14 protein-coding genes, 1 rRNA gene and 1 pseudogene are annotated in these 23,740 nt (G+C 71.4%); 9 read left to right on the top strand and 7 right to left on the bottom strand.

Features of this window, described 5'->3' with window-relative positions; all coding sequences use genetic code 11:
- The first annotated feature begins 144 nt into the window (after window positions 1-144).
- Window positions 145-261: ribosomal RNA gene (gene rrf / locus AB0M35_RS16885) — 5S ribosomal RNA — on the top strand.
- Window positions 262-808: 547 nt separating this feature from the next.
- Here the strand turns inward: rrf and AB0M35_RS16890 are convergent.
- Both AB0M35_RS16890 and AB0M35_RS16895 read right to left on the bottom strand, forming a co-directional pair.
- Window positions 809-2,623, bottom strand: a complete 1,815-nt coding sequence (locus tag AB0M35_RS16890) for a VanW family protein (protein WP_363746233.1) — start codon at window positions 2,621-2,623, stop codon at window positions 809-811.
- 57 nt (window positions 2,624-2,680) lie between these two features.
- A complete protein-coding gene (locus AB0M35_RS16895) occupies window positions 2,681-4,138 on the bottom strand; it encodes a polysaccharide biosynthesis protein (protein WP_363746235.1) in 1,458 nt (485 codons plus the stop codon).
- 156 nt (window positions 4,139-4,294) lie between these two features.
- Here AB0M35_RS16895 and AB0M35_RS16900 point away from each other — a divergent pair, with 156 nt between their 5' ends.
- Window positions 4,295-5,050 (top strand): FkbM family methyltransferase, encoded by a 756-nt coding sequence (locus AB0M35_RS16900; protein ID WP_363746237.1) that lies wholly within the window; start codon window positions 4,295-4,297, stop codon window positions 5,048-5,050.
- 10 nt (window positions 5,051-5,060) lie between these two features.
- Here the strand turns inward: AB0M35_RS16900 and AB0M35_RS16905 are convergent, their stop codons facing one another.
- Window positions 5,061-7,241, bottom strand: a complete 2,181-nt coding sequence (locus AB0M35_RS16905) for a hypothetical protein (RefSeq protein WP_363746239.1) — start codon at window positions 7,239-7,241, stop codon at window positions 5,061-5,063.
- Window positions 7,242-7,388: 147 nt separating this feature from the next.
- On the opposite strand from AB0M35_RS16905, the gene AB0M35_RS16910 reads away from it, so the two are divergent.
- Window positions 7,389-9,173, top strand: a complete 1,785-nt coding sequence (locus AB0M35_RS16910; RefSeq protein ID WP_363746241.1) for a hypothetical protein — start codon at window positions 7,389-7,391, stop codon at window positions 9,171-9,173.
- Window positions 9,170-9,331: a hypothetical protein gene (locus AB0M35_RS16915; protein ID WP_363746243.1), complete on the top strand. Its 162-nt coding sequence runs from the start codon at window positions 9,170-9,172 to the stop codon at window positions 9,329-9,331. The genes AB0M35_RS16910 and AB0M35_RS16915 overlap by 4 nt, the downstream gene beginning before the upstream one ends.
- Before the next feature lie 122 nt (window positions 9,332-9,453).
- On the opposite strand, the gene AB0M35_RS16920 is transcribed toward AB0M35_RS16915, so the two are convergent.
- On the bottom strand, window positions 9,454-10,611 hold the full coding sequence (locus tag AB0M35_RS16920; RefSeq protein ID WP_363746245.1) for a glycosyltransferase family 4 protein: 1,158 nt from the start codon (window positions 10,609-10,611) through the stop codon (window positions 9,454-9,456).
- Window positions 10,612-10,868: 257 nt separating this feature from the next.
- On the opposite strand from AB0M35_RS16920, the gene AB0M35_RS16925 reads away from it, so the two are divergent.
- From AB0M35_RS16925 to AB0M35_RS16940, 4 genes are all read left to right on the top strand, one after another.
- A complete protein-coding gene (locus AB0M35_RS16925; protein WP_363746247.1) occupies window positions 10,869-12,536 on the top strand; it encodes a substrate-binding and VWA domain-containing protein in 1,668 nt (555 codons plus the stop codon).
- Entirely contained in the window at window positions 12,533-16,888 is a 4,356-nt protein-coding gene (locus AB0M35_RS16930) for an alpha-(1->3)-arabinofuranosyltransferase (RefSeq protein WP_363746249.1), read from the top strand. The genes AB0M35_RS16925 and AB0M35_RS16930 overlap by 4 nt, the downstream gene beginning before the upstream one ends.
- Window positions 16,885-17,706 (top strand): methyltransferase domain-containing protein, encoded by an 822-nt coding sequence (locus AB0M35_RS16935; RefSeq protein ID WP_363746251.1) that lies wholly within the window; start codon window positions 16,885-16,887, stop codon window positions 17,704-17,706. Before AB0M35_RS16930 ends, AB0M35_RS16935 begins: the two co-directional genes overlap by 4 nt.
- Before the next feature lie 68 nt (window positions 17,707-17,774).
- The gene (locus AB0M35_RS16940) at window positions 17,775-18,914 is read left to right on the top strand and encodes a DUF3068 domain-containing protein (RefSeq protein ID WP_363746253.1); all 1,140 of its coding nucleotides are present in this window, start codon (window positions 17,775-17,777) and stop codon (window positions 18,912-18,914) included.
- Window positions 18,915-18,985: 71 nt separating this feature from the next.
- Here the strand turns inward: AB0M35_RS16940 and AB0M35_RS16945 are convergent, their stop codons facing one another.
- Window positions 18,986-20,656, bottom strand: a complete 1,671-nt coding sequence (locus tag AB0M35_RS16945; protein ID WP_363746255.1) for a DUF885 domain-containing protein — start codon at window positions 20,654-20,656, stop codon at window positions 18,986-18,988.
- Window positions 20,657-20,790: 134 nt separating this feature from the next.
- Entirely contained in the window at window positions 20,791-21,390 is a 600-nt protein-coding gene (locus tag AB0M35_RS16950) for a Uma2 family endonuclease (protein ID WP_363746257.1), read from the bottom strand.
- A gap of 117 nt (window positions 21,391-21,507) precedes the next feature.
- On the opposite strand from AB0M35_RS16950, the pseudogene AB0M35_RS16955 reads away from it, so the two are divergent.
- Window positions 21,508-22,698 (top strand): annotated as a pseudogene (locus tag AB0M35_RS16955) (DMT family transporter).
- Here the strand turns inward: AB0M35_RS16955 and AB0M35_RS16960 are convergent.
- Window positions 22,584-23,645 (bottom strand): PHP domain-containing protein, encoded by a 1,062-nt coding sequence (locus AB0M35_RS16960; RefSeq protein ID WP_363746259.1) that lies wholly within the window; start codon window positions 23,643-23,645, stop codon window positions 22,584-22,586. The pseudogene AB0M35_RS16955 and the gene AB0M35_RS16960 sit on opposite strands and share 115 nt — an antisense overlap.
- Window positions 23,646-23,740: the final 95 nt, after the last annotated feature.

A 23,740-nucleotide genomic window follows, 5' to 3' on the forward strand; every position in this document is an offset into this window, starting at 1 on the left:
CCGGTAACGGGTTCAGTTGACCGGTACTAATAGGCCGAGGACTTGCTCACAAAGATTCTGCTCGCGTCCACTGTGTAACTCACAACAAACAAACGGACACCCCGACAGTTGTTGGTGTGGTGTTGTTTGATATGTTGATAAGGTTACGGCGGTCATGGCGGAGGGGAAACGCCCGGTTACATTCCGAACCCGGAAGCTAAGCCCTCCAGCGCCGATGGTACTGCACTCGGGAGGGTGTGGGAGAGTAGGACACCGCCGGACATCTTCTAGATTCGAGGGCCACCCCCATGCGGGGTGGCCCTCGAATCATTTCACCCACAACCCCCCACACCCCTGACACGATCCACAACCACCCGAGCGCGTCAGGGGTCGGTCCGTTGCCCGCCCCCGGGGGCACCAACTGCCGACTGTGAGGGCGCCGACGCTGGCGCCGGCCACAGTGGTGGGCTGGCCTGCGGAAGGCGGCGAGGTCAGCTGCGGGCCTGGGCAGACTCCCGGATTCGCATGCTGAACAGACTCCCGGATTCGGATGGCTGACGCAGGGTCCTGCTGCTGAAACCCGGAAACGGTACCAGCGGGTCAACGGCCAACAGAGACCAGAGGCCCGCATCCGATTAACGGGTACGCCGGTCGGCCCAGGGCCGCAGCCCGGAGAAGAAGTGCGCCGATCCGCGGATGAATGGGTGACACCAGGTGTGTGGACGCGCCGCCGTGGACGGTTTCCGCCATGAGAACGGCCCCGCCGGCGGGAAGCCGGACGGGGCCGTGACATTACTGACGAGGAAGTGGAGGTCGGGAAGCTCCCAGGTCAGGATGGTTGCTTGGCGCAGATGAAGCGAGGCTCCGCGTCGTAGGTCCAGGTGAACTTCTCCCGCTTGACGACCTTGCCGTCCTTCTTGATGACCCGGAAGGCATCCTGGGTGAAGCCTTGGCTGCCGTTGGCCGGGATGCAGCTGGGACCCGGCTCCAGATAGACAGTCCTCGGCGAGGTGATGTTGCGCCGGGGGCCGTACTCGGTCTTGACGCTGTCCCAGATCTTCGTGCTCCAGATCGAAACGGTGATCGAGTTTGCCTTGTACGAGGTGTCGATCAGTACGCCGTACTCGGTGTTGTTTCGGAACTTGAAGTCGAGGTTCGGCCAGAAGATCGTCGACTCGATGACGGCCGGGTAGCGGCTGAAGTAGTAGGAGTGCGGCTTGTGCTCGACGTCTTCCAGGCCCGCGTAGTACGTCGCGTTGAACAGCGTGGTGGTGAACTGCGAGGTGCCGCCGCCGACCCCCGGCACCAGTTTGCCGTCGAGGATGACCGGAGCGTCGCGGTAGCCCTGCGCGTAGCCGCGCTCCCCGGTGTGGCGGTTAAGGGAGAACGTTTCGCCGGGGAGTACCACCGTGCCGTCCACGTGCTTGGCGATCGTCACGATGTTCTGGCTACGTGGCGACGACAGCCCACCGGTGAAGTACGTGGTGAAGGAGGAGACTTTCTCCTTGATAGCGAGCCCGGCAACCTTCTCCGCCGTGATCTTCGGCGCGACCGGCTTGAGCTCGGCCGCGATCGTACGGTCCTCGGTGCGCGCCAGGACTGCCAGCAGGTCGTCCCGGAGCGCGCCGATGTCCACCTGCTTGCCGGAGCGCCCGTCGACCACCTTCGGTTTACCGCCGGAGATGGTCATCGTGGCATCCTTCGGCGCCACCTCGACCTTGTCGAGTCGGTCGGCGAGGGCGGACCGGAGCTGCTTGGCGTCCACGCTGGGGGTGAGCTTGCCAGCCTTGTCGGCCTTGAACCGGAGGCCGTTGGCGATCGCCTGGGGCGGAATGGTCACCGTGCCCCGGTCGGTGGTCAGCTTGACCGGTGCCGCGACCGCCGGCTTGGCGAGTTCCTCGACCAGGCGGTCCACCTCTTCGGCGGAGGTGACAGGGTGGTTCTCGACCAACGGCACGGTCACCGACTGTCCGTTGAGCCAGGCGTCCTTGACCACCTGAGCCGAATGTTCGGCGTCGATGGCCAGGCTCGGCTTGGGGTGGCGCGCCTTGGGCGTGGTGCCGGAGAAGGTGATCGCCGGCATGGTCATCTTCCGGCCCTGCTTGCCGACGAGCTTCTGTAGCTCGGCCTCCAGCTTCGGCACGTCGACGGAGACCACCGGCTCGATCTCGCGGGAGCCGACCAGCCGGTCCACGGTGTGCGCCTCGGCCTGCGCCGCGGCGGCGACGGTGGCTTCCACGTCGACGGTGAGGCCGACCTCGGCCGGGTTGATCTGCGCCGTCCGTTCGCCGACCCGTACCTCGATCGGGGCGGCCAGTTCGGCCGCGCGTCGGTCCAGTTGGGCCTGAAGTTCCCGGGCCGCGTCCGCCCGGCTGCGTCCGCCGAGTTCGGTGCCGAGCACGGTGGTGCCGCGCGGGACGTCGCCGGCGTACGCCCAGGCGGCAACAACGCCGACCGAGGCGAGTACGGTGGTGGCCACCCCGGTGGCGAGCAGAATCCGGACCCGACGGGAACGCTTCGCGCCGTCCTGTGGGGCGACCGGTGTGGGACGCTCCGGTTCCTCGACAGGCCAACTGACCGCTGTCACCTGGACCGTGGGCCGGTCGTCGTCAGCGGGCGGACGGTTTTCGCCGTACAGCGTCACAGCTACCTCTTCGGAAATGGCCGTGGGTGGAGCTGAGAACCTCCACCCCGGGAGCAACTACGGTAGCCAACGAGACGGGGCGCGGGGAGCCTGAGTGCCCGCAGAGTCGTCATCGACACCCGTTTGCCTCGTCACGGCACCAGGCTGATCACTGAGCGTAGTCCTCGTTCGCTGTGACCCGCGCATCCAGGTGGGCCGGAGATTACCGATGTTGATCGCGTGAGTGGGTCGGCCCGGCCGGAAGACCAGCCAGACCATCGCCGCGGCGGTCACGGTGGCGGCGATCAGCGCGCAGGACAGCACGCCGGTGACGGTGCGTGGCGCGATGAGCGCAGTGGCGGCTGCCAGGCCGGCCGTGGCCACCCACAGCGGTGCGGCGGGCCATCGTGCGCCAGTCGCCACCCGATCGTTGACCAACATGAACACCACCGCGTAGAGCGCACCGGTGGCGGCGAAGATCGGTGCCGTGTCGGCCAGGTGCAGATAGCCGGCGCCGCCGGCGAGCCGGAACGCCAACTCGCCGCCGATGGTGGCGGCGAGGACGAGGGCCGCCCCGCAGGCCATGATCAATGCCAGCGCCACCAGACGGGCGCGGCGGTCGCCGCGGGCCAGCCGGGGCAGTACCAGCAGTGTGACGACCTGAGGCGCCCACAACGCACCCTTGGTGAGCACCGAACCGACCGCGTACGCGCCGGAGTCGGCGGCGGGCAGCAGTTGGCGGGCGAGGATCAGGTCGGCGTACGAGATGGTGAGCATCGCCAGCGTGGCGGCGCAGGCGGTCGTCACCTGCCGGGCACCGAGCCGGCGCGGCACCACACCGCCGGTCTCGCCGGCTCCCGGCTCATCGCCTCGCGGCCCGGTCAGCACCGCGCCCGGTGGGGTGGCTGATTCCGCGCCCCGCCCGATGGGCGACGTAACGCCCGCGGTCTCCGGGGCGGCGAGACGGGCCAGGATCGGCAGGGCGAGCAGGCCGGTGACCGTGGTCAACAGCAGGCAGGTCACCGGCCCTCGGCCGAGCAGGAGACCGACGACCAGGCCGCCGTAGCGGCCGGCGGCCACCACGGCCATTGCGACGGCGAGCCGCAGGAAACGCTGGTCGCCCTGCAACTCACCGAGCCACCGACCCGCCAGTACGGTGGCGAACGTGGTGGCGGCGAGCAGCAGCGTCAGCGGGGCCGGTAGCCGCAGGAGCACCGTCAACAGCGGTACCGCAGCCAGCGTGACGGCCCCGGTGAGCGCGGCGGTGCGCAGCCCGAGCCGGCCGGCGCCACCGCCGCCCCAGCGGGCCCGGTGTGCGGCCACCGCGATCTGTAGCCCGAACCCGGGAACCGCGGCGATCGCGCCGAGCGCGAGGACGGTGGCCAGGGCGCCCAGATCGGCGGCGCTGAGCCGGCGTGCGCCCAGCACCGGGACGACGTACGCCAGAGCGTTGGTCACCAGCGTGGCGAGGGTGACGGCGGCACCGGCCGCACCGAGCCGAACCCGGCTGGTGTCGCTGCCTGTCGTCTGCGTCATGCCACTCCGCGTCTGCCGGCCGCCCGCTCGACCGGCCGGCTGATCCCGTCGGGAGGCGGCCCGACCGGCAAGACGGTACCGGCCAGTAGCCCGTACGGACAGCCCTTACCGGCACCCCCTGCCCAGCGCGGCCGGAAGCGTCTAGTGTGCTGCCCCATGGCGTCGACGAAGCTGGCCCCCGCAGCAACCTCCGGCCTGGCGGCCATGCTCCCCGAGCGGCTGCTCGGGGCGGCCATCCGTCGCGCCTATCCACGGGTCGAGCCGGAACTGGCCCGGCTGGCGGAGTTCGTTCCGTCCGGCGGTACGGCGGTGGACGTGGGCGCCTGGTACGGCCCGTGGACCGCCCGGTTGCTGCGGCGGGCGGAGCGGGTGGTTGCGGTGGAGCCGACGGCAGCGCTGGCCGGACAGCTGCGTTCGGCCTTCCCCACGGTCCAGGTGGTTGAAGCGGCCGTCTCCGACCATGAGGGCTCCGCCACGCTGTACCTGCCCGCAGGGGGCGCGATCGTGGGCACCTCGTCGCTGGAGGATCCGACACAGGGTGTGCCGGTGCCGGTTCGACGGATCACGCTCGACTCGCTCGGCCTGACCGACGTGCGGTTCGTCAAGCTGGACATCGAGGGGCACGAACTGCCCGCGCTGCGCGGCGCGACGGAGACCGTCAAGCGTGACCGGCCGGTGCTGCTGATCGAGGTGGAGGAGCGGATCCAACCGGTCGCGCCGCTGCTGGACCTGCTCACCGGTTGGGGCTACCGCGGATACGTGCTGCCGGACCGCGAATGGGTGCCACTGGCCGACTTCGACCTCGGTGGACACCAGCGGGAGGCGATCGTACGGGTCGGTCAGAGCTTCGCCCGCCGGGTCGTCTGGCCCCGGCCCCGGTACGTCAACTCGGTGCTGTTCCGTCCCGAGTGACGTCGCGTCGCTACTCGGGTTTGGGTGCCAGGTTGCCGATCGCGATCTCGTTGGTGCAGAGCGACACCTCGCCGCTGGTCACGGCCAGCTCCACCGTGTCGCCGCCACCGGTGATGCGGAAGAAGTGCTGGTTCAGACCCTTGCGGATCGGGAACTGTGCCACCCCATCGCCGAGCCGCAGGGTCGCCGTGCCGTCCGCCGAGCTGAGGTAGCCGATGCGTACCACCCAGTTCCACTCGAAGCGTGGCTCAGTCAGCGGCATCCGTACGGTCTTCCCGGTGTCGACCAGGTAGCCGCAGCCCTCCTGGGGGCCGGGCTGGATGGTGCTGCCCACGATCGTGGCCACCTGGATGCGGCCGAGGTCGTCGAGGATCGAGGCGTTGTCGGTCTCGTCGACGAAGGTAGGGCGGGTGCCGAAGGCACGGAAGAAGCGGGACTGGAGGTTGTACGGCGAGGAGAGGCGGGGCACGACGTTGTCCGGTACCGGGGCGTCGAAGAAGACGGTGTCCGGTGGTGCGCTGGCCATCTCGATCCGCACGGTGTCGATGTACGACCGGCCGGACTTCGCCGCCCACTCGTCGCCGTACCGGGCGGTGGTCCAGACCGTGCCCAGGCCGACCGCGACCAGGACGAGGACGAGGACGACGGTGACCGCCTCCCGGTAACGCTCCGGCACCGGGCCGAGCAGTCCCGGCGTGGGCGGCTCGGTCGGGTTCGCCGGTGGCACATCGACAGGAGCCGGCGGCACTTCGGCCGGGACCGGCGGCGCATCGGCCAGAGTCGGCGGCGCTTGGGCCGGGGCCGCTGGCGCATCCGTCGGGACCGATGGCGCTTCGGCCGGAGGCTGGCCAGGGGTGACCGGGATGGGGTCGGGTTCCGGGTCGACGGGGGCCTCCGCGTGGATGACGCCGTGGCGGGAGACCGGCCACGCCGGTTGGCTCACCGCCGCGACAGCGGGGGCAGCCGCAGCCGGTGCAGTCGGAGCCGGAACAGCCGGAGCGGTCGGCGGCTGCGCCGTTGCCGGTGGCAGGGTCGTGCCGGTCGTCCGGGCCAGCCCGACCACGGCGACGCCCAGGCAGATCGCCGCGACCACGACGACGTCGCTGACGTACCGGGGGTGGCCGCCGGCGACCCCGCTGAAGGCCGAGCCGAGCCGGGTCGCGGCAAGCATTCCCGCCACCATCAGCAGGTACGCCGCGAGCAGCAGCCAGGCTCGGCCGGCCCGGCGGCGCTGGCGTACGGTCGCCGTGACCACGGCGGCGACGATGGTCCAACCCACCCAGGTGCCCAATTGCGGCGGTGCGGCGACGGGCGCGCCGTCGCCGGCGCCGAGCCACTGCCACGGGCCGCCCACCAGGCCGGGAATCACCGTCGATCCGAAGATCTGGGTCAGGAAGGAGAAGACCTCGCCCGCCGATTCCGGTCGACGCAGCGAGGATTCCGAACGGCTCAGGTAGGCCGCCGCGAAGACGATAGACAGTACGGTCAGCACCAGCCAGGACGGCCACCAGCGCCGGATCGTGGTCCAGACGGCCCGTACCGGGCCGCCGTCGGCGTAACAGGCGGCGGTCAGCAGGAAGACCAGCGGCACGATCAGGATCGACTTCTCGAAGAAGAAGAGCCCGAACAGCAGCGACAGCGCCAGGGCGACCAGGTGGCGGGTGCGTCGGGTCTGCACGTAGCCGACCTGGGCGGAGACCGCGAGCACCATGGCGATCTGCATCGGCAACATGTTGACGCCGACGGCCCACCAGGTGGTCGCCTCCAGGGTCAGCGGGCTGAACAGCAGCAGGCCCAGCGGCAGGAGCAGCAGCGCGGAGGGCCGGAGCATTCGCCGTAGCAGCCGGAAGAAGGTGATCCCGAGGACTGCCTGGCCGATCGCCATGAGCAGCACGTACGGCCAGTAGGCCAGGCCCACGTACTCGGTGACCAGCCAGATGAGCAGCCGCCCGCCGGGCATGAGGTGGTTGTTGTAGAGCGCGAACAGATGCTCGACGGTCAGCCGGGACTCCGCCGCCTGGGTGATCAGCACGTAGTCGTCAACCGCCAGGAAACCGCGGGACGCCACCTGGGCACGCCACAACACGCTGACCGCGATCATGATCAGTGCCGCCGTGGCGATCCGGTCGCCGCTCAGCCGGCCGCCCAGCCGACCCGGTGCCTCCGCCACGCCTGCCCCCGCCGATGCCATGGCGGGAAGACTGCCACACCACTGAACGCGTTCCCTATCAGGTCAACGGATGGTTCGACCGGTTGGCGGGCCGGGCGAAGTCTGCCGGTTACAGTGGCCGCCACCGACGCGGCGGGTCGCCGCGTACCGGCGAGGTGAGGTCGACGGATGCGGGAACGGCAACGGCGGGCCGAATCGGTGCCTGAGCGCGGCTCGGCCCCGTCGGTCGGCAGCCGATCCGGCTGGCTGCCGCAGCACCTGGTGGCTGCCGCCGTGACGGCCGTGGTGCTCGCACCGTTGGCCCTGCCCGGCTACGTGCTGCGTTACGACATGATCTTCGTGCCGAGGCAGACGCTGAGCTGGGAGGTGATCGCCCCGGCGACGGCGCTGCCCCGGGCGGTTCCGCAGGACGCGGTGGTGGCGTTGGCCAACCAACTGGTCCCGGGCTGGCTGCTGCAACGCCTGGTACTGGTGGCGATCCTCTATCTCGCCGCGCTCGGCGCCGCCCGGCTGGTGCCGACCCGGCGGACGGCCGTGCAGGTGGTCGCCGCACTCGGGTACGCCTGGACGCCGTACCTGGCCGAGCGGCTGCTGATCGGTCAGTGGGGCTTGTTGGTCGCGTACGCCGCGCTGCCCTGGCTGGTGCGCGCGGCGCTCGGGGTACGGGCGGGCGAGCGGGGTGCGCTGCGTCGGTTGCTGCTGGCGGCAGCGGTCTCGGCGATCACCCCGACCGGTGGCCTGCTCGCCCTGGTGGTCGTCGCCGTGCTGGTCGTCGGGCGGTACCGGGGCGCGGCCCGGTCGGCGTCGGTCGGGGTGGGCGTCACGTTGCTGCTGAACGCGCCGTGGCTGGTGGCCGGGTTCACCAGCGCCGGTGACGGCCGGTCCGATCCCGCCGGGGTGGCCGTCTTCGCCGCCCGCGCGGAGAACTGGGCCGGTCCACTGGTGGCGCTCGCCGGCACCGGTGGCATCTGGAACGCACAGGCCACCCCGGCGTCGCGCGCCGGGCTGCTGGTGCCGCTGGCGACCGGGCTGCTGCTGGTGGTCGCCGGCTGTGGCGTACCGCTGCTGCGGCGTCGGTGGCCGACGGGGGTGGTGGGCCGCCTCGGCCTGCTGGCGGTCGGGTCGTGGTTGGCGGCGGCGCTCGGCGTGCTGCCGGGTGCGGTGACGGTGCTGGGCTGGCTGGTCGCCAACGTGCCGGGCGCCGGGTTGCTGCGCGACGGGCAGAAACTGCTCATTCCGTACGCGTTGCTGCTGGCGATCACGGTGGCGTTGGGCGCGGAGCGGCTCGCCGAGTTGCTGGCCGCCCGGTTCGACGTGACGACCGGGCGGGTGTTGCTGGTCGGCGCGGCGTTGCTGCCCGTTGCTGTCCTGCCCGACCTGGCGTTCGGCGGGGCGGGACGGCTGCGCCCGGTGGCCTGGCCGGCGGACTGGGCGACCGTGGCCCGGCTGGTGCAGGAAAGGCCGGGTGAGGTGATCTCGCTGCCGTTCCAGGAGTATCAGAGCTACGCCTGGAACGAGGGCCAGGTGGTGATCGATCCGGCGCCCCGATATCTGGGCGTGCCGGTCCTGATCGACGACACGCTGCGCGTGGACGGTACGGCGGTGGCGGGCGAGGACCCGCAGGCCGCTCGGGTACGCGACCTGCTCGGCGCGGGTGAGCCGGTGGCGGCGGCTGGTTCTCGGTGGGTGTTGGTGCAGCGGGCGGCCGGCCCGCCGGTGGACCCGGCGACGTTGGCCGGACTCCAACGGGTGTACGCAGACGGCGACCTGACTCTGTACGAAAACCCGCAATGGCGACCCTCGCCCGCTCCTGCCCGTCCCGGGCCGGTGGGCCTGGCGCATCTCCTGGCCGGAATGGTGGTGCTGGCCATCGGGTTTTCGGGCGCTGCGCGACGAGGCTACCGCGTGGTAGCGTCCCGGCACGCGAGTCCCGCGGAAGGAGAAGGTGGATGAGGAACCTGCCCGCGTTCGTCGCCGTCGGGGTGCTCGGGGTCGTGCTCGGCCTGCTCGGCAGTGTCGGTCTGGCGAACGTGCTCAGCCCGTCCGCCAAGGAGGCCGCGACCGCCAAGGTGAGCGAGCAGACCGAGGCCCCGCTGTACGGCACGCGCTGACCTCGACCGACTGAAGGCGCCCGCGCGCGACGCGGGCGCCTTTCGTCGTGCCCTGGCCGACCAGGCGGTGGTCTGCGCAACCCGGCCGGTCAGTCGCGGGCGGGCCCTGCGCAGACGGCCGGTCAGTCGCGGGCAGTGGCCTGCGCCACCAGTTGGGCGAAGTGGGCGCCGGTGGCGGTCCAGGTGAACCGGGCCGCGTGGGTCAGCGCCGCCTCGCCCATCGCCTTGCGGCGTACGTCGTCGGCGAGCAGTTCACGGACGACGGCGGTGAACTCCTGCTCGTCGTCGACGAGCAGGCCGGTCTCCGTGTCGACCATCGCCTCGGCCACCCCGCCGGCGTAGCGGAACGCCACCGTCGGGGTGCTGCATGCGGCGGCCTCCACGATGGTCAGCCCCCAACCTTCCTTGAGCGACGGGGTGAGGGCGAGCCAGGACGAGCAGAGCAGGGCGTGCTTCTCCTCCTCGCTGACGAAACCGGTGAACCGGACCCGGTCGGTGATGCCGAGCGTTTCGGACAACTCGCGCAGCGGCTCCTCCCACCAGCCCTGCCCGGCCACCACCAGTTCCAGGTCGGGCAGTTCGTCGGCCAGTTCGGCGACCGTCCGGAGGGCGATCTCCACCCGCTTGTGCGGCACCAGCCGGCCGAGAACCAGCAGCGACGGATGGGTCGTACGCGGCAGGGACGGGCCGGTCACGGCCGGGGTGCCGTTGGGCACCACGTCGATCCGGTCGGCGTCGACACCCAACGTGGTCAATTCGGCCCGACTCGCCTCGGAGACGGTGATGTACCGGCAGCGCCGGTACAGCCGTACCGCCAGCCACGACTCGATCCACCAGCCCAGCCGGCACATCCACGGCCCGAACACCACCGGCCACTGCTCCCGGTGCACGTGGTGCACCAGTGCGATGACGGGTCGGCCGACGTAGAGCGGGGCGAAGAACGGCACCCCGTTGCAGACGTCCACGACCAGGTCCGGCCGACCCAGAGCACGCCGGCTCAGCGGGCCGAAGCCGAACCGGCCGGCCAGGCAGGTGAGCGCCGCGCGCAGGTAGACCGTCATCCGCGAGCCGCGACGCAGGACCCGTACGCCGGTCTCGGTGGTTTCGGCCGGGCCCGCGTTGTCGTGCGCGGCGCAGAGCAGAGTCACCCGGTGGCCTGCGGTGACCAGTTCGGCGGCGATGCGCTCGATGTAGACCTCGGAGCCGCCGCCTTCCGGGTTGGTGGTGTCGCGCCAGTTGAGGAACAGGACGTGGCGGGAGGGGGTGTCGGAGTTGTCCACGCTGCTCCTACCGACGAGTAAGTGAGCACGATCGCGCCACCCTAGGGCGGTCCGACCCGGGTGCGCAATGGGCAGATTCGGCAGCGCGGGTCGGACGACGGGTCGTCGATCAGGGGTTTGCCGAGGCGCACAAACCTTGGCAGGGTGTGCAGCGCGACAGTGTGCGATGGTCGCCTGCCCGATGCGGGGTCTCGTCGCGACGCGTTTGACCTGCGGCGGCGTGTCGGCCGCAGGGGTGACGAGGAGGTGAGGCGGCGGTGGAGGCCGACCGTCGTGCGCCCACGCGCACCCTGTCCCGCCGGTCGCCGGTGGTGCTGCTCAGTGCCGCGCTGGCGGTGTTGCTGGCCGGCTGGGCGGCGGTCGCGTACGTGCGCGCCGACCGGGGCACGCCGACCTGCGTCGAACAGGTCCGGCTGCGGGTGACGGCCGCCCCCGTGATCGCGCCGGCCCTGGACCGGGTGGCGCGGGCGAACGCGGGCAACCAGCCGTGCGTGTCGGTCGAGGTGCAGGCCCGGCCGTCGGCGGCGGTTACCCGGGAACTCGCCGAGGGCGGCGACGTGGCGGACGCCTGGCTGCCGGAGTCGACGTTCTGGCTGCGTCGGGCCCGGGCCGCAGGTGCCTTCGAGGTCCCCGCTGCGGGCACGTCGGTGGCGAGTACGCCGGTGGTGCTGGCGGCGACCGAACGGGTCGCTCGTCGCTCCGGCTGGCCGGGCAAACCGCTGACCTGGAAGTCCCTGGTCGGCGCCAGGGCGCGGGCGGTCCAGGTCGGGCTGCCCGACCCGGCCGCCGACCCGGCCGGGGTCGGTGCCCTGCTCGGCGTACGGGTGTTGGCCGACGACAACGGAGATTCGACGGCGACCGTGGCGGCGACGCTGCGCCGCCTCGCCAGCCGCACCTTCAGCCCGTCCGAGGCGACCAGCACGTTGACTCCCGGCCGTGAGCTGCCGGGTCGCGTCGACGTGGTCGCCACGAGCGAACAGGCCGTGCTCGAACACAATGCGTTGACCACGTCCGGCAAGCTGGTCGCCGCGTACCCGGAGATCGCCGTGCCCTGGCTCGACCTGCCGTACGTGGTGTTGCCCGCCGCGCAGGACCGGACGCGCGACGCCGCCGCGAAGTTCCTCGCCGAACTGCTCAACACCACAGCCCGGGACATCTTCGTCGGCCACGGCTTCCGGACCGCGTCGGGTTTCCCGCCCGCGATGCCGAGCGATGACCGGCTGCGGGCCGAGGAACGCCGACCGATCCCGCTACCGGCCGAGGAGGTCGTCACCGACCTGCTGACCGGGTGGAGTGGCGTGCAGCGCAGCGCCCGGATACTCACCCTGCTGGACGTCTCCGGCTCGATGGCCGCGCAGGTCCCCGGTGGCGGCACCCGACTCGATGCGACGGTCCGTGCCGCCGAGGAAGGTGCGGCACTGTTGCTGGACAACAGTGAACTCGGCGTGTGGGCGTTCGCCACCAAGCTCGCCGGAGAACGGGATTACCAGGAGATCCTGCCGGTCGCCCCGCTGGGCGCCCAACGCGATCAGTTGGCCGAGGCGCTCGCCGCCGTCCAGGTCAAGCCGCAGGGCGGCACCGGGCTGTACGACAGCACGCTGGCCGCGTACCGCGACGCGCGGCGTAACTGGACTCCCGGGCGGATCAACCTGGTGCTGGTGATGACCGACGGCCGCAACGAGGACGACGACAGCATCGGTCGGGCCGCCTTCCTCGCCGAACTGAAGCGCATGCAGGAACCACGCCGCCCACTGCCGATCATCTTCATCGGGCTGGGCGGCGAGATCGATCCCGAGGAGCTGAACGCGATCGCGAAGGTCACCGGCGGACGTGTCTTCGTCACCGCCGACCCCAGCGGCATGCGCCGCATCTTCTTCTCCGCCCTGGCCGATCTGAGCTGCCTGCCGCCGGAGTGCCGCCGATGAGCCGGCTGCTGGCGCCACCGGCGAGCCGGCTGCTGGCCCGGTTGCGTCGGTCGCCGGGCACGGTGCTGTCGCTGCTGCTGCTCACCGCGATCTCCTTCGGGCAGCGGCCCGGTCAGGTCACCTTCGACACCAAGCTCGACCTGGCCGCCAACCCGATCCACTTCATGGCCCGGGCGTTGCACCTGTGGAACCCGGAGGCCACCGCAGGGGAGTTGCAGAACCAGGCGTACGGCTACCTGTTCCCGATGGGGCCGTTCTTCGCCGCCGGCCGACTGCTGGGCATCCCGCCGTGGATCACCCAGCGGCTGTGGACGGCGCTGCTGCTCGCCGCCGCGTTCTACGGGCTGCTGCGGTTGGCCCGGGCGATGAACATCGGCACCGAACCGACCCGGTACGCGGCGGCGCTCGGCTATGCGCTGGCCCCGCGCATTCTCACCGAGGTCGGCGTGCTGTCCTCGGAGACCCTCTCCGCCGCGATGTTGCCCTGGGTGCTGCTGCCGTTGGTGACCGTACGCCGGATCGGCTCACCACGCCGCGCCGCCGCGCTCTCCGCGCTGGCCGTGCTCGGCATGGGCGGGATCAACGCGGCAGTGGTGCTGATGGCGCTGGTGCTGCCCGGCGTCTGGCTGCTCACCCGGCGCTGGGACGCCGAGCACCGGCGGTTGGTCGCCTGGTGGTGCGTCTGCGTGGTCGGGGTGTGTCTGTGGTGGATCGTGCCGCTGCTGCTGCTCGGCCAGTACAGCCTGCCGTTCCTCGACTACATCGAGTCGTCCACCACCACCACGGCGGTGGCCTCGCTGTTCCAGGCGGTACGCGGCACGAACCAGTGGGTCGCGTACATCGTGCAGGGCGAACCGTGGTGGCCGGCCGGCTGGCTGCTGATCGACCACCCGGTGCTGATGGCGCTCACCGCGGTGGTCGCGTTGATCGGGCTGGCCGGGCTGGCCGGCAACCTGCTGCCCCAGCGACGATTCCTGGTGGCCGGCTTCCTCACCGGGCTGACCCTGCTCACCATCGGCTACGTCGGTGCGGTGGACAGCCCGCTCTCCGAACTGGTCCGGGGGCTGCTCGACGGCCCGCTCGCCCCGCTGCGCAACGTGCACAAACTCGACCCGGTGCTGCGGCTGCCGTTGATGCTCGGCTTCGCGCATGGCGTCGACGCGGTGGTCACCCGGATGCATCACGCGCTGGCCCGACGCCGGCCCGGCCTCCGGCTGCGTCCGCTGGCCTTCGTACCGGTGCTGCTGCTGGTGCTGGGCGCCGCCGCACCGGCCTGGTTGGGTCTGCTGCGTCCCGGCCCGGGCTGGGCGGACCTGCCACCGCACTGGCGGTCGGCGGCGACCTGGCTGGCCGACCGGGACGCGCTGGCCCGCACGCTGATGGTGCCCGGTTCCAGTTTCGGGCAGTACGAGTGGGGGCGCACGGTCGATGAGCCGTTGCAGGCCCTGGCCGGGGCGCCCTGGGCGGTCCGTCACCAGATTCCGCTCGGCTCGGCCGGTAACACCCGGATGATGGACACCGTCGAGGAGGTACTGGCCAGCGGCCGTGGCTCTGCCGGGCTGGCCGACCTGCTCGCCCGTTCCGGATTCCGGCATCTGCTGCTGCGCAACGACATCGACCGGATCCAGGTGGACGCACCACCGGTGGCGGTGCTGCGTCGGGCGCTGGCCGAGTCGCCCGGCATCACCCGGGTCGCCACGTTCGGCAGCACCGAGGCCCTGACCCGGACGATCGGTAGCCCGGTCGACGAGGGCACCGACGTCCTGCCGGCGATCGAGGTGTACGAGGTCCGCTCACCGGTACCGACCGCCTCGGCGGTGCTCACCGCCGACGTGCCCACGGTCAGCGGTGGCCCGGAGTCGCTGCTGCCCCTGTTGGAGCAGGGCGTGGTGGAACGGGACCGGCCGGTGGTGCTCGCCGGCGACCAGGCCGCCGTGCCGGAGGCGACCGGCGACTCGTGGATCGTCACCGACGGGCTGCGCCGCCGGGAACGCGACATCGGCCGGGTCCGGGACAACCTCTCCCAGACGTTGACCGCGAACGAGGCGGGACGGCAGGGCCGGGTCGCGCTCGACCTGCTGCCCTTCTCCGGTGAGCAACACCAGACCACCGCGACCTACCAGGGCGTACGCGAGGTGTCCGCGTCCTCGGCGGTGAGTTTCGTGGACACCCTCGGCCCGGCCGACCCGTCCCGCCTGCCGTTCGCGGCCATCGACGGCGAGCAGCACACCGCCTGGCACTCGGCGCCGCTGAGCGGGCCGATCGGGCAGTGGCTCCAGGTCGACCTGGACACTCCCCGCCAGGTGGAGAACGTGCGCCTGGCGTTCGTCACCGACCTGGCCGTGGGCTGGCCGGTGACCCGGTTCCGGCTCACCACCGACCGAGGCTCGGTGGATCATGAGGTGGCCCCGGTGCTGGGTGGGCACACGTACTACACGCTGCCCGGGCCGACCAGCCGGGTGCGGGTGACCGTGCTGGCGGTGGCCGACGGGCGGCTCGACGGAGCCGTCGGCATCCGCGAGCTGACCATCCCGGACACCGAGCCACGTCGCGCGTTGCGCGCCCCCACCGACCTGCCACCGGACTCGGACGGGCCGGTGAGTTGGGTGTTCAGCCGTGGCCCGGCCGACCGGCCGGCGTGCCATCTCACCGAGGCGAGGGACGCGGACCGGATCGTGGCGGTCGGTTCGGTGAACGGATCGCCGGTGCGGGCGGCCGACACGGTGATCCGGTGCGACCGGTTCCTGGCCCGGGTCGGTGAGGAGCCGCTGGGACTGGACCGGGTCTTCCGCAGCCCGGTCGCCGGCACGTACCGGATGGCGCTGCGCGCGGTGCCTCGCCCGGGAGGCGAGCTGAAGCTGCCCGACCTGGACGTGCGGGCGAGCGCCTCGTCCCGGCTGTCCGGAGACCCGGCGGTGACGGCGTACGCGGCGATCGACGGCGACCCCGGCACGGCCTGGCTCGCCGACACCGGCGACCTGCGCCCAACCCTGCGGTTGAGCTGGTCGGGTCCGCGTCGCATCGACCAACTGCGGCTGCGTGCCGCGCAACTGCCGGTGGGTTCGCTGCCGGATGAGGTCGAGATCCGTACGCCCGGGCGCGAGGTGGTGGTGCCGGTCAGCGCCGACGGGACGGTGCGCTTCCCGGCGGTACGCACCAACCGGATCGAGATCGTGGTGCGATCGACCGAACTCCGGATCGCCGATCAGCGTGGCAACGGCTGGCCCGCGACCGCCGGGATCGCCGAGGTGGAGATCCCGGCGCTGGCGAAGCTGCTGGAGCCGGTCGACGCCGAGACCCGGGTGGTCGAGCGGTGCGGCGACGGGCCGACCGTCGAGCTGGCCGGTCACCGCTACGACACGTCGGTCAACGCCCGGCTGGGTGATGTGCTGGCCGGTCGGCCGGTGGCGCTGCGGATCTGCGGGCCGGGCGGCGCAGTGCTGGACCTGCCGACCGGTGGGCACCGACTGGCAACCTCGCCCTCGTCGGGTTTCCTCGTGCAGGACGCGACCCTGCGCCCGGTGGACGGTGCGTCCTCGGGTCCGGTGGATGGCGGCGACGGGCCTCGGCATCGGGCCGTCACGGTGCTGGACTGGGCGCCGACGGACCGAACGGTCCGGGTCGCCGGTGGAGAGTCGGCGCTGCTGGTGGTGCCGGAGAACGCCAACCCGGGCTGGACGGCCGAACTGGACGGCGAGTCGCTGGCCGCGACGCAGGTGGACGGGTGGCAGCAGGCGTGGGTACTGCCGGCTGGTGTCGGCGGCGAGGTCAGGTTGGTGTTCGCGCCCGACCGGACGTACCGCAACGCGCTGCTGGTCGGCGCGTTGGCGGCTGTCGGGGTGCTGCTGCTGGCCGGCTGGCCGGTGCGGCGCCGGGCGACGGGTGGAGCCGAGCCCACGGTGGCGGTGGGAGCCGAGCCCACAGTGTTCGGTGGTTACGGCGCAGGGGCGGTTCCGGCGGAGGCGCCCGGCTGGGTGATCGGCGGACTGCTGGTGCTGCTGCTCGCCGCGCTCGGCGGGGTGTTGCCGGTGGCGATCGTGCTGGCCGCGATGCTGCTGCGGCAACTGGCCGTGCGGGCCCTACCGGTGGTGGTGCTCGGTGGCCTCACGGTGGCCACGGTGATCGCGGTGACCGGTCGGGTGCAGGGCCACGGGCAGAGCTGGGCCTACGGCTCCTGGGTGCAGGCGGCGATGCTGGTCGCGGTCGGCGCGGTGGTCGCGGCGGTGATGCCCGCACCCGGCGTACGACCCGACCCGCCCATCCCGCATCATGTGACGCCGGGCACATCCGGTGAGCCGCCGCAGGCGGCCGACGCCAGAGCTGAGGGCGAGGACGGGACGGTGACGCGGTGACGACAGCGGACGACCGGAAGCGGCGGGCGGCGCGGCGCCGGTTCGCCACCCTGCGCCGCTCGGTGACCCTGTTCCGGGCATTCCTGGTCGAGCAGACCGACCCGGACCACTTCTACGGCCTGCTGGCCACCGACTCGGTACGTCAGGTCCACGGCTACACCGAGTTGTCCGGCCGGACCGTGCTGGACGTCGGCGGTGGGCCGGGCTACTTTGCCGCCGCCTTCCGCGCCGCCGGAGCCCGATACGTGGGACTCGACCCGGACGTGGGTGACTTCTCGGCGGCCGGCGAGTCGGTGGCGGGGATGCTGCGCGGCAGCGGCACGGCACTGCCGGTACGCACCGGCAGCGTGGACGTCACGTTCTCGTCCAACGTGGTGGAGCATGTCGCCGAACCACCCCGGATGCTCGACGAGATGGTGCGGGTCACCCGACCCGGCGGGCTGATCTTCGTGTCGTACACCCCGTGGTTCTCGCCCTGGGGTGGGCACGAGACCGCGCCCTGGCACTATCTCGGCGGCGACCGGGCCCGCCGCCGGTACGAACGCCGCACCGGACGGCCGCCGAAGAACCGGTTCCGGGAGACGCTCTTCCCGGTGTCGATCGCCGACACGCTGCGCTGGGCGCGGAGCAATGACCAAATCGATATGGTCGATGCGCTGCCCCGATACCACCCGTGGTGGGCCCGCTGGGTGATCCGGGTTCCCTGGCTGCGGGAAGTGGTGGCCTGGAATTTCGTCCTGGTGTTGCGCCGTCGCGCGGGGCATCAGCCCGACACGATGCAGAAATCAGAGCTGACCGGGGGTCGCGTTGCTATGTGACCAGGTAGTAACCTCGCGGCCATCCCACTGATTGACACCGACGAAATTCGCTCCTCTAGGGAGGAAACATGAAGCACCGCGCCGTGGGTGCCGTGCTGTTCGGCGGGGGCGTCCTGCTCCTGGCGTTGGCCGCCGGACTGGTGTTCGTCGTCAAACCGGCGATGACCAAACTGCCCTACGACCTGGATCCCTCGACCTCGGTCGCCGAGGCCAAGGGCGCGACGTTTCTCCAGATCACCAACGGCGCGGTCGACATCGACCAGGCTGACCTGAAGTCCACCATCCTGGTCACTCCGGAACGCGACAAGACCGCCGCGCTCAGCGGTGACCTCGCCGGCGACACGGTGGTGTGGCGGGTCGGCCAGACCGTCGACCGGACCGACACCAAGGAACTGGTCAGCGCGTACGGCGCGGAGCTGGCTCTGGACCGGGTCTCCGGTGCGGCCGTGGAGTGGAACGACCAGTTCCTCGACGACAGCGGTGCCCCGGAGAGGGTCTCGTTCGCCGGGCAGATCTACAAGTTCCCGTTCAACGCTGCGCAGAGCAACTACGAGGTCTTCGACCGGGACCTGCGGCAGACCCGGATGGCCGAGTTCAAGGGCACCGAGGAGATCGAGGGCCTGGAGACGTACCGGTACGAGCAGGTCATCAGCGACGAGAAGCTGCCGCTGCCCGCCGAGCGGATCGCCCTGCTGCTCGGCGCGCTCGCCCCGGGTGCGACCGCTGGCGACATCGTCTACAGCAACACCCGTACGGTCTGGGTCGACCCGGTGACCGGCTCCTACATCAAGGTGCGGGAGCAGCAGAAGAAGGTGCTGACGCCCAACACGGGAGCACCGGTGACGCTGCTGGACGCGGACTTCGTGTACAACGACGAGACCGTGACGGCCTCTGCCGACCGGGCCAAGTCGAGCCGGGGCCAGCTGGCGATCCTGGGCGTGTGGGCGCCGCTCGCCCTCGTCGTACTGGGTCTGGCGCTGATCGTCGCGGCGCTGCTGCTCTCCCGTCGGCCCGCCCCGGCGGCCGTGGCCACCCGGCGACACCGGGCGGACTCGGCGCCGACCCGGGTCGACCAGCCGGCGGTACGCGACGACCGCGCGGGCGGGCCGCTGACCGACGAGATCCCGCCGGCGTCGACCAACTGGCGCTCCGAGGACCCCACCGTGCCGATCCAGCGTGGAACGCAGGGCGACGCGGAGAAGCACTGACCCGCTGAGCACGTCGACGTTGAAGGGGTGGACCCGCACGGGTCCACCCCTTCAACGCGTCGATGCCGGACTCAGAGGCGGGCCAGCGCCCGGCGCAGCGGGTCGAGCCCGAGCGCACCGAGGTCGAGCGCCTGCCGGTGGAACTCGCGCAGGTCGAAGTCGGCGCCCTTGCGGGTCTTGGCGTCGTCGCGGGCCTGTAGCCAGATCCGCTCACCCACCTTGTACGACGGGGCCTGCCCGGGCCAACCCAGGTAGCGGTTCAACTCGAAACGCAGCATCTCGTCCGGTACGCGGCAGTGCGCCCGCAGGAATTCCCAGCCCAGCTCGGGCGTCCAGCGTTCCCCCGGGTGGAAGTCGAACGGGTTGTCCTTCGGAATCTCCAGCTCCAGGTGCATGCCGATGTCGACGATCACCCGGGCGGCCCGGAAGGCCTGGCCGTCCAGCATGCCGAGCTTGTCACCCGGATCCTCCAGGTAGCCCAACTCGTCCATCAGCCGCTCGGCGTACAGCGCCCAGCCCTCGCCGTGCCCGGAGACCCAGCAGAGCAGCCGCTGCCAGCGGTTGAGCAGCCCGGCTCGGACGGCGGTCTGCCCGACCTGAAGGTGATGCCCGGGAACACCCTCGTGGTAGACGGTGGTCACCTCGCGCCAGGTGGAGAAGTCCGTGATGCCCTGCGGCACCGCCCACCACATCCGGCCCGGTCGGGCGAAATCCTCGCTGGGACCGGTGTAGTAGATCGACCCGTCGCTGGTCGGGGCGAGCATGCACTCGATCCGGCGTACCTGCTCCGGGATGTCGAAGTGGGTGCCGTTCAGCTCACTGACCGCCTGGTCGGCAAGCTGCTGCATCCAGTCCCGGAAGGCCTCCTTGCCCTGGATGGTGCGGGCCGGATCGGCGTCCAGCGCCGCGACCGCCTCGTCGATGGTGGCACCGGGACTGAGGATCTGCCCGGCCACGGTACGCATGTCGGCTTCCAGGCGGGCCAGCTCGGTGAAGCCCCAGGCGTACGTCTCGTCGAGATCGATCCGGGCGCCGAGGAAGTACTGCGAGGCAAGCTCGTATCGCTCCCGCCCGGCCGCCTGCTTCTGCCGCCCGTGCGGCGCCAGCTCGGTACGCAGGAACTGCCCGAACTCGGCCGTTGCCGCGGTGGCCGCCGCCGCACCCCGGCGCAGTTCGGCGTCGAGGGCACCCTCGGCACCCAACCGCTCGACCAGGCCGTGGAAGACGTTGTCGCCCTCCGGGTCGACCCAGGCGTCACACTGCTTGGCGACCTCGATCAGTTGGGCCTGCGAGCTGACCTTGCCGGCCGCCGCCGCTTCGCGCAGCGTGGTCTTGTAGCCCTCCATCGCCCCGGCGAAGAGGTTCAACCGGGCGGCGATGTTGGCCTGCGCCTCGGTACCCTCGGTGGGCATCAGGTCGAAGACCATTCGAGTGTGGTGCAATCCGCTGGTGATGACGCTGATCTCGCTGGTCGTCTCGCCGGCCTCGTAACGGGCAAGGTCGAGGCCCAGTCGTTCCTGCATCGCCTCCCGGGCAGTGTGCTCCGCCTCCGTGTCCGGCTCGGTGCCGTCGAGGTCGGCCAGGGTGCGGCGGGTCAGCTCGGCCTGAGCGACGTACCCGTCCGGCGACAGGTCGTCCAGTTGGTCGTCGTAACCGGAGATGCCGACGTAGGTGGCGCCGGTCGGGCTCAGCGCGGCCCACTCGGCGACGTAACGGTTGGCGATGTCGTCGATTCGTCCCACGTCGCGACACTACGCGAGACGGCCGGGCAGACACCGCCGCCTTTCCGGCCCTTCCGCACCGGCGTGGCGACCCGCCGACGGCGGTGGGGTGCTTGGCACGGCGACGGCCTTGTGTCGCTGTCGGCGGGCGACGGTCAGGGGAGGAGGTAGGCCGGATCGAAGTCGATCGGGAACGGCTCGTCGGCGCGTAACCGGTGACCGCTGACAGCTTGGGCGAGGGTGTCGTAGCCGCCGAACTTGCCGAGGGTGAACAGCTCCACCGCGGCGTGCCGCAGTCGGCGGGAGATCTCCACCCGCATGAAGTACGGCACCCGCCCCTCGGCGCAGCGCATCGGCTTGTCGACGAAGTCCTGGCGACGACTGCCGGGCGAGACGAACTCGACGGCCATGGTGCACAGGTGCGCCGGAATCCAGCGGTCCTCCTCGTCGGTCTTCGGCAGCGCGTGCAGGACGGTGACGTCCGGCTGAATCCATCGCTGCGGCGAGAAGGTCAGATTCACCTGACCGAACACGTAGAAACCGTGAGCCCTGGCGGCGGGCTTGAGGAGATGGGCGAGCTCGATCTCGCCGTAGCTGGTCGTGCCGACCTCGGCGGGCGTCATGACCAACCTCCCGTCGATGCACTCGTAGCGCGCATCGGGTAGCTCAGGCAGCGGGAGGTAGCGCTCGGCGAGCTGGGTCGTCCACATTCCGTCGAGATCGACAAGTGGGTCGAAGCGCATCGGCATCACCATGGGTTCACACCTCCTCGGCCGGTCAACGCACTACCAATGTAGGTGGTTTCTGTGGTGCGCGACACGGCGGCGGAAATCCGCAGGACAATGCCGTTCCCCAGGGGCAGAGTGTCAGGGGTGACCATGGACTTCACCCCTGACAAGCCGGCCTTGCGGAGCTGGCTGCCCGGATTCGTCGCACTCGCCGCCATCTGGGGTTCCAGCTTCCTGTTCATCAAGGTCGGCGTGGCGGAACTGCACCCCCTGCACCTCACCCTCTACCGGGTCGGCGCCGGTGCGTTGACCCTGCTGGTGGTGCTCGCCCTGCTGCGGGACCGACTGCCCCGGGATCCGCGCGTGTGGGGCCACCTCTCCGTGATCGCCGCCTTCGGGGTGGCGGTGCCGTTCACCCTGTTCGGCTACGGCGAGCAGCGGATCGAGTCGTTGCTCGCCGGCATCTGGAACGCCACCACCCCGCTGGTGGTGCTGCCGATGGCGGTACTGGTGTTCCGTACCGAGCGGTTGACCGTACGCAAGGCCGTCGGGTTGGCGCTCGGCTTCGCCGGTGTGCTGGTGGTGCTCGGCGTCTGGCAGGGTGTCGGCGGTGCCCACCTGGTCGGTCAGCTGATGTGCTTCGGGGCGGCGGCCTGCTACGGCCTCGCCATTCCGTACCAGAAGAAGTTCGTCGCGGGCAGCAAGCTGTCCGGACTGTCGCTGTCGACTGCGCAGTTGATGCTCGCCACGGCCCAACTCGCCATCGTGGCGCCGCTGGTGGCCGGCGCGCCGCCGGCACCGACCAGCCTGTCGCCGAGCGTGGTCGCCGCCGTGCTGGTGCTGGGCGCGATCGGTACCGGGCTGGCCTTCGTCATCAACCTGCACAACATCCGGACCGTGGGCGCCACCACGGCCGCCATGGTGACCTACCTGATCCCGGTCTTCGCCATCGTGATCGGCGCGCTTGTGCTCGACGAGCGGCTCACCTGGCACCAGCCGGTCGGCGCGCTGATCGTGTTGCTCGGCGTGGCCGTGTCGCAGGGGCTGATCGGCCGCCGTCACCGCCCCAGGGCGGGCGTGGCGCCGTCTCCGGCCCGGGTGGACGATGCGCCGTCCTCGGCCCGGGTGGACGATGCCTCCTCCGTGGGGGTGGGCGTTGGGTCGACGTCGGGATGAGGCGTCCGGGTGAGGCGTCCGGGTGGGGCGGGCGTACGGGCGGGTCAGGAGTGGGTCCAGGCGATCAGGTCGTCGGCGGCCCAGGTGTTGATCACGCGGTCGATGGGGACGCCGCAGCGGGCCGCCCGCTCACAACCGAAGCGTTGCCAGTCCAGCTGACCGGGGGCGTGCGCGTCGGTGTCGATGGCGAACAGGCAGCCGGCCTCCAGCGCGCGGCGGATCAACCGCTTGGGCGGGTCCTGACGCTCCGGTCGGGAGTTGATCTCGACGGCGGTGCGATGCTCCACGCAGGCGGCGAAGACCGCGTCGGCGTCGAAGTCGCTCTCCGGGCGGGTCCGCGCGCGGTGTCCCCGGTCGCCCGGCCCGGTCACCCCGGCCGGGCGGGACGACACCATCCGGCCGGTGCAGTGCCCGAGGATGTCCAGGTGTGGGTTGGCGACGGCGGTCAGCATCCGGCGGGTCATCTTCGCCCGGTCGTCGTTGAGGCCGCTGTGCACCGAGCCGACCACCACGTCCAGCCGGGCGAGCAGCTCCTCCTCCTGGTCGAGCGAGCCGTCGGCGAGGATGTCCACCTCGATGCCGGTGAGGATCCGGAAGCCCTCCGGCAGCGCCGCGTTGAGCTGCGCCACGTGGTCGAGTTGCCGGCGTAGCCGGTCCGCGGTCAGGCCACGGGCCACCTTGAGCCGGGGGGAGTGGTCGGTCAACACCAGGTATTCGTGACCCAGTTCGACGGCGGCCAGCGCCATCTCCTCGATCGGCGACCCGCCGTCGGACCAGTCGGAGTGGGTGTGGCAGTCGCCGCGCAGCGCAGTACGCAGCCGGGTGGCCTCGGCGTCCAGGTCGGTGCCCTCGGTGGCGAGCAGCCGGCGCAGGTAGACCGGTTCCTCGCCGGCCAGCGACTCGGCCACGCAGCGGGCCGTCACGTCGCCGACCCCGGGCAGCTCGGTGAGCTTGCCGGTGCGGGCCCGCTGGGCCACCTCCTGCGCGGGCAGCGCGGCCAGGGCCTTGGCGGCGGACCGGAAGGCGCGGACCCGGTAAGTGGCCTCGTTTGCCCGCTCCAGCAGGAAGGCGATCCGGCGCAGGTCGGCAATGGGATCACGGGTCATGTTCTGCAAACTACGCGCCCGCGCCGCCGGTCGGGAGACGACCGGCGGCGCGGGGTGGTGGGACCGGGCGGCAGACGAAGGCCGCCGGTGAGTGG

This window comes from Micromonospora sp. NPDC051196, assembly GCF_040682415.1.
Classification (GTDB): Bacteria; Actinomycetota; Actinomycetes; order Mycobacteriales; family Micromonosporaceae; genus Micromonospora.

Coding starts and splice junctions, on each gene's coding strand:
- AB0M35_RS16895 (WP_363746235.1), bottom strand. CDS start 4,138: ATGACGCAGACGACAGGCAGCGACACCAGCCGGGTTCGGCTCGGTGCG.
- AB0M35_RS16900 (WP_363746237.1), top strand. CDS start 4,295: ATGGCGTCGACGAAGCTGGCCCCCGCAGCAACCTCCGGCCTGGCGGCC.
- AB0M35_RS16905 (WP_363746239.1), bottom strand. CDS start 7,241: ATGGCATCGGCGGGGGCAGGCGTGGCGGAGGCACCGGGTCGGCTGGGC.
- AB0M35_RS16910 (WP_363746241.1), top strand. CDS start 7,389: ATGCGGGAACGGCAACGGCGGGCCGAATCGGTGCCTGAGCGCGGCTCG.
- AB0M35_RS16915 (WP_363746243.1), top strand. CDS start 9,170: ATGAGGAACCTGCCCGCGTTCGTCGCCGTCGGGGTGCTCGGGGTCGTG.
- AB0M35_RS16930 (WP_363746249.1), top strand. CDS start 12,533: ATGAGCCGGCTGCTGGCGCCACCGGCGAGCCGGCTGCTGGCCCGGTTG.
- AB0M35_RS16940 (WP_363746253.1), top strand. CDS start 17,775: ATGAAGCACCGCGCCGTGGGTGCCGTGCTGTTCGGCGGGGGCGTCCTG.
- AB0M35_RS16950 (WP_363746257.1), bottom strand. CDS start 21,390: ATGGTGATGCCGATGCGCTTCGACCCACTTGTCGATCTCGACGGAATG.
- AB0M35_RS16960 (WP_363746259.1), bottom strand. CDS start 23,645: ATGACCCGTGATCCCATTGCCGACCTGCGCCGGATCGCCTTCCTGCTG.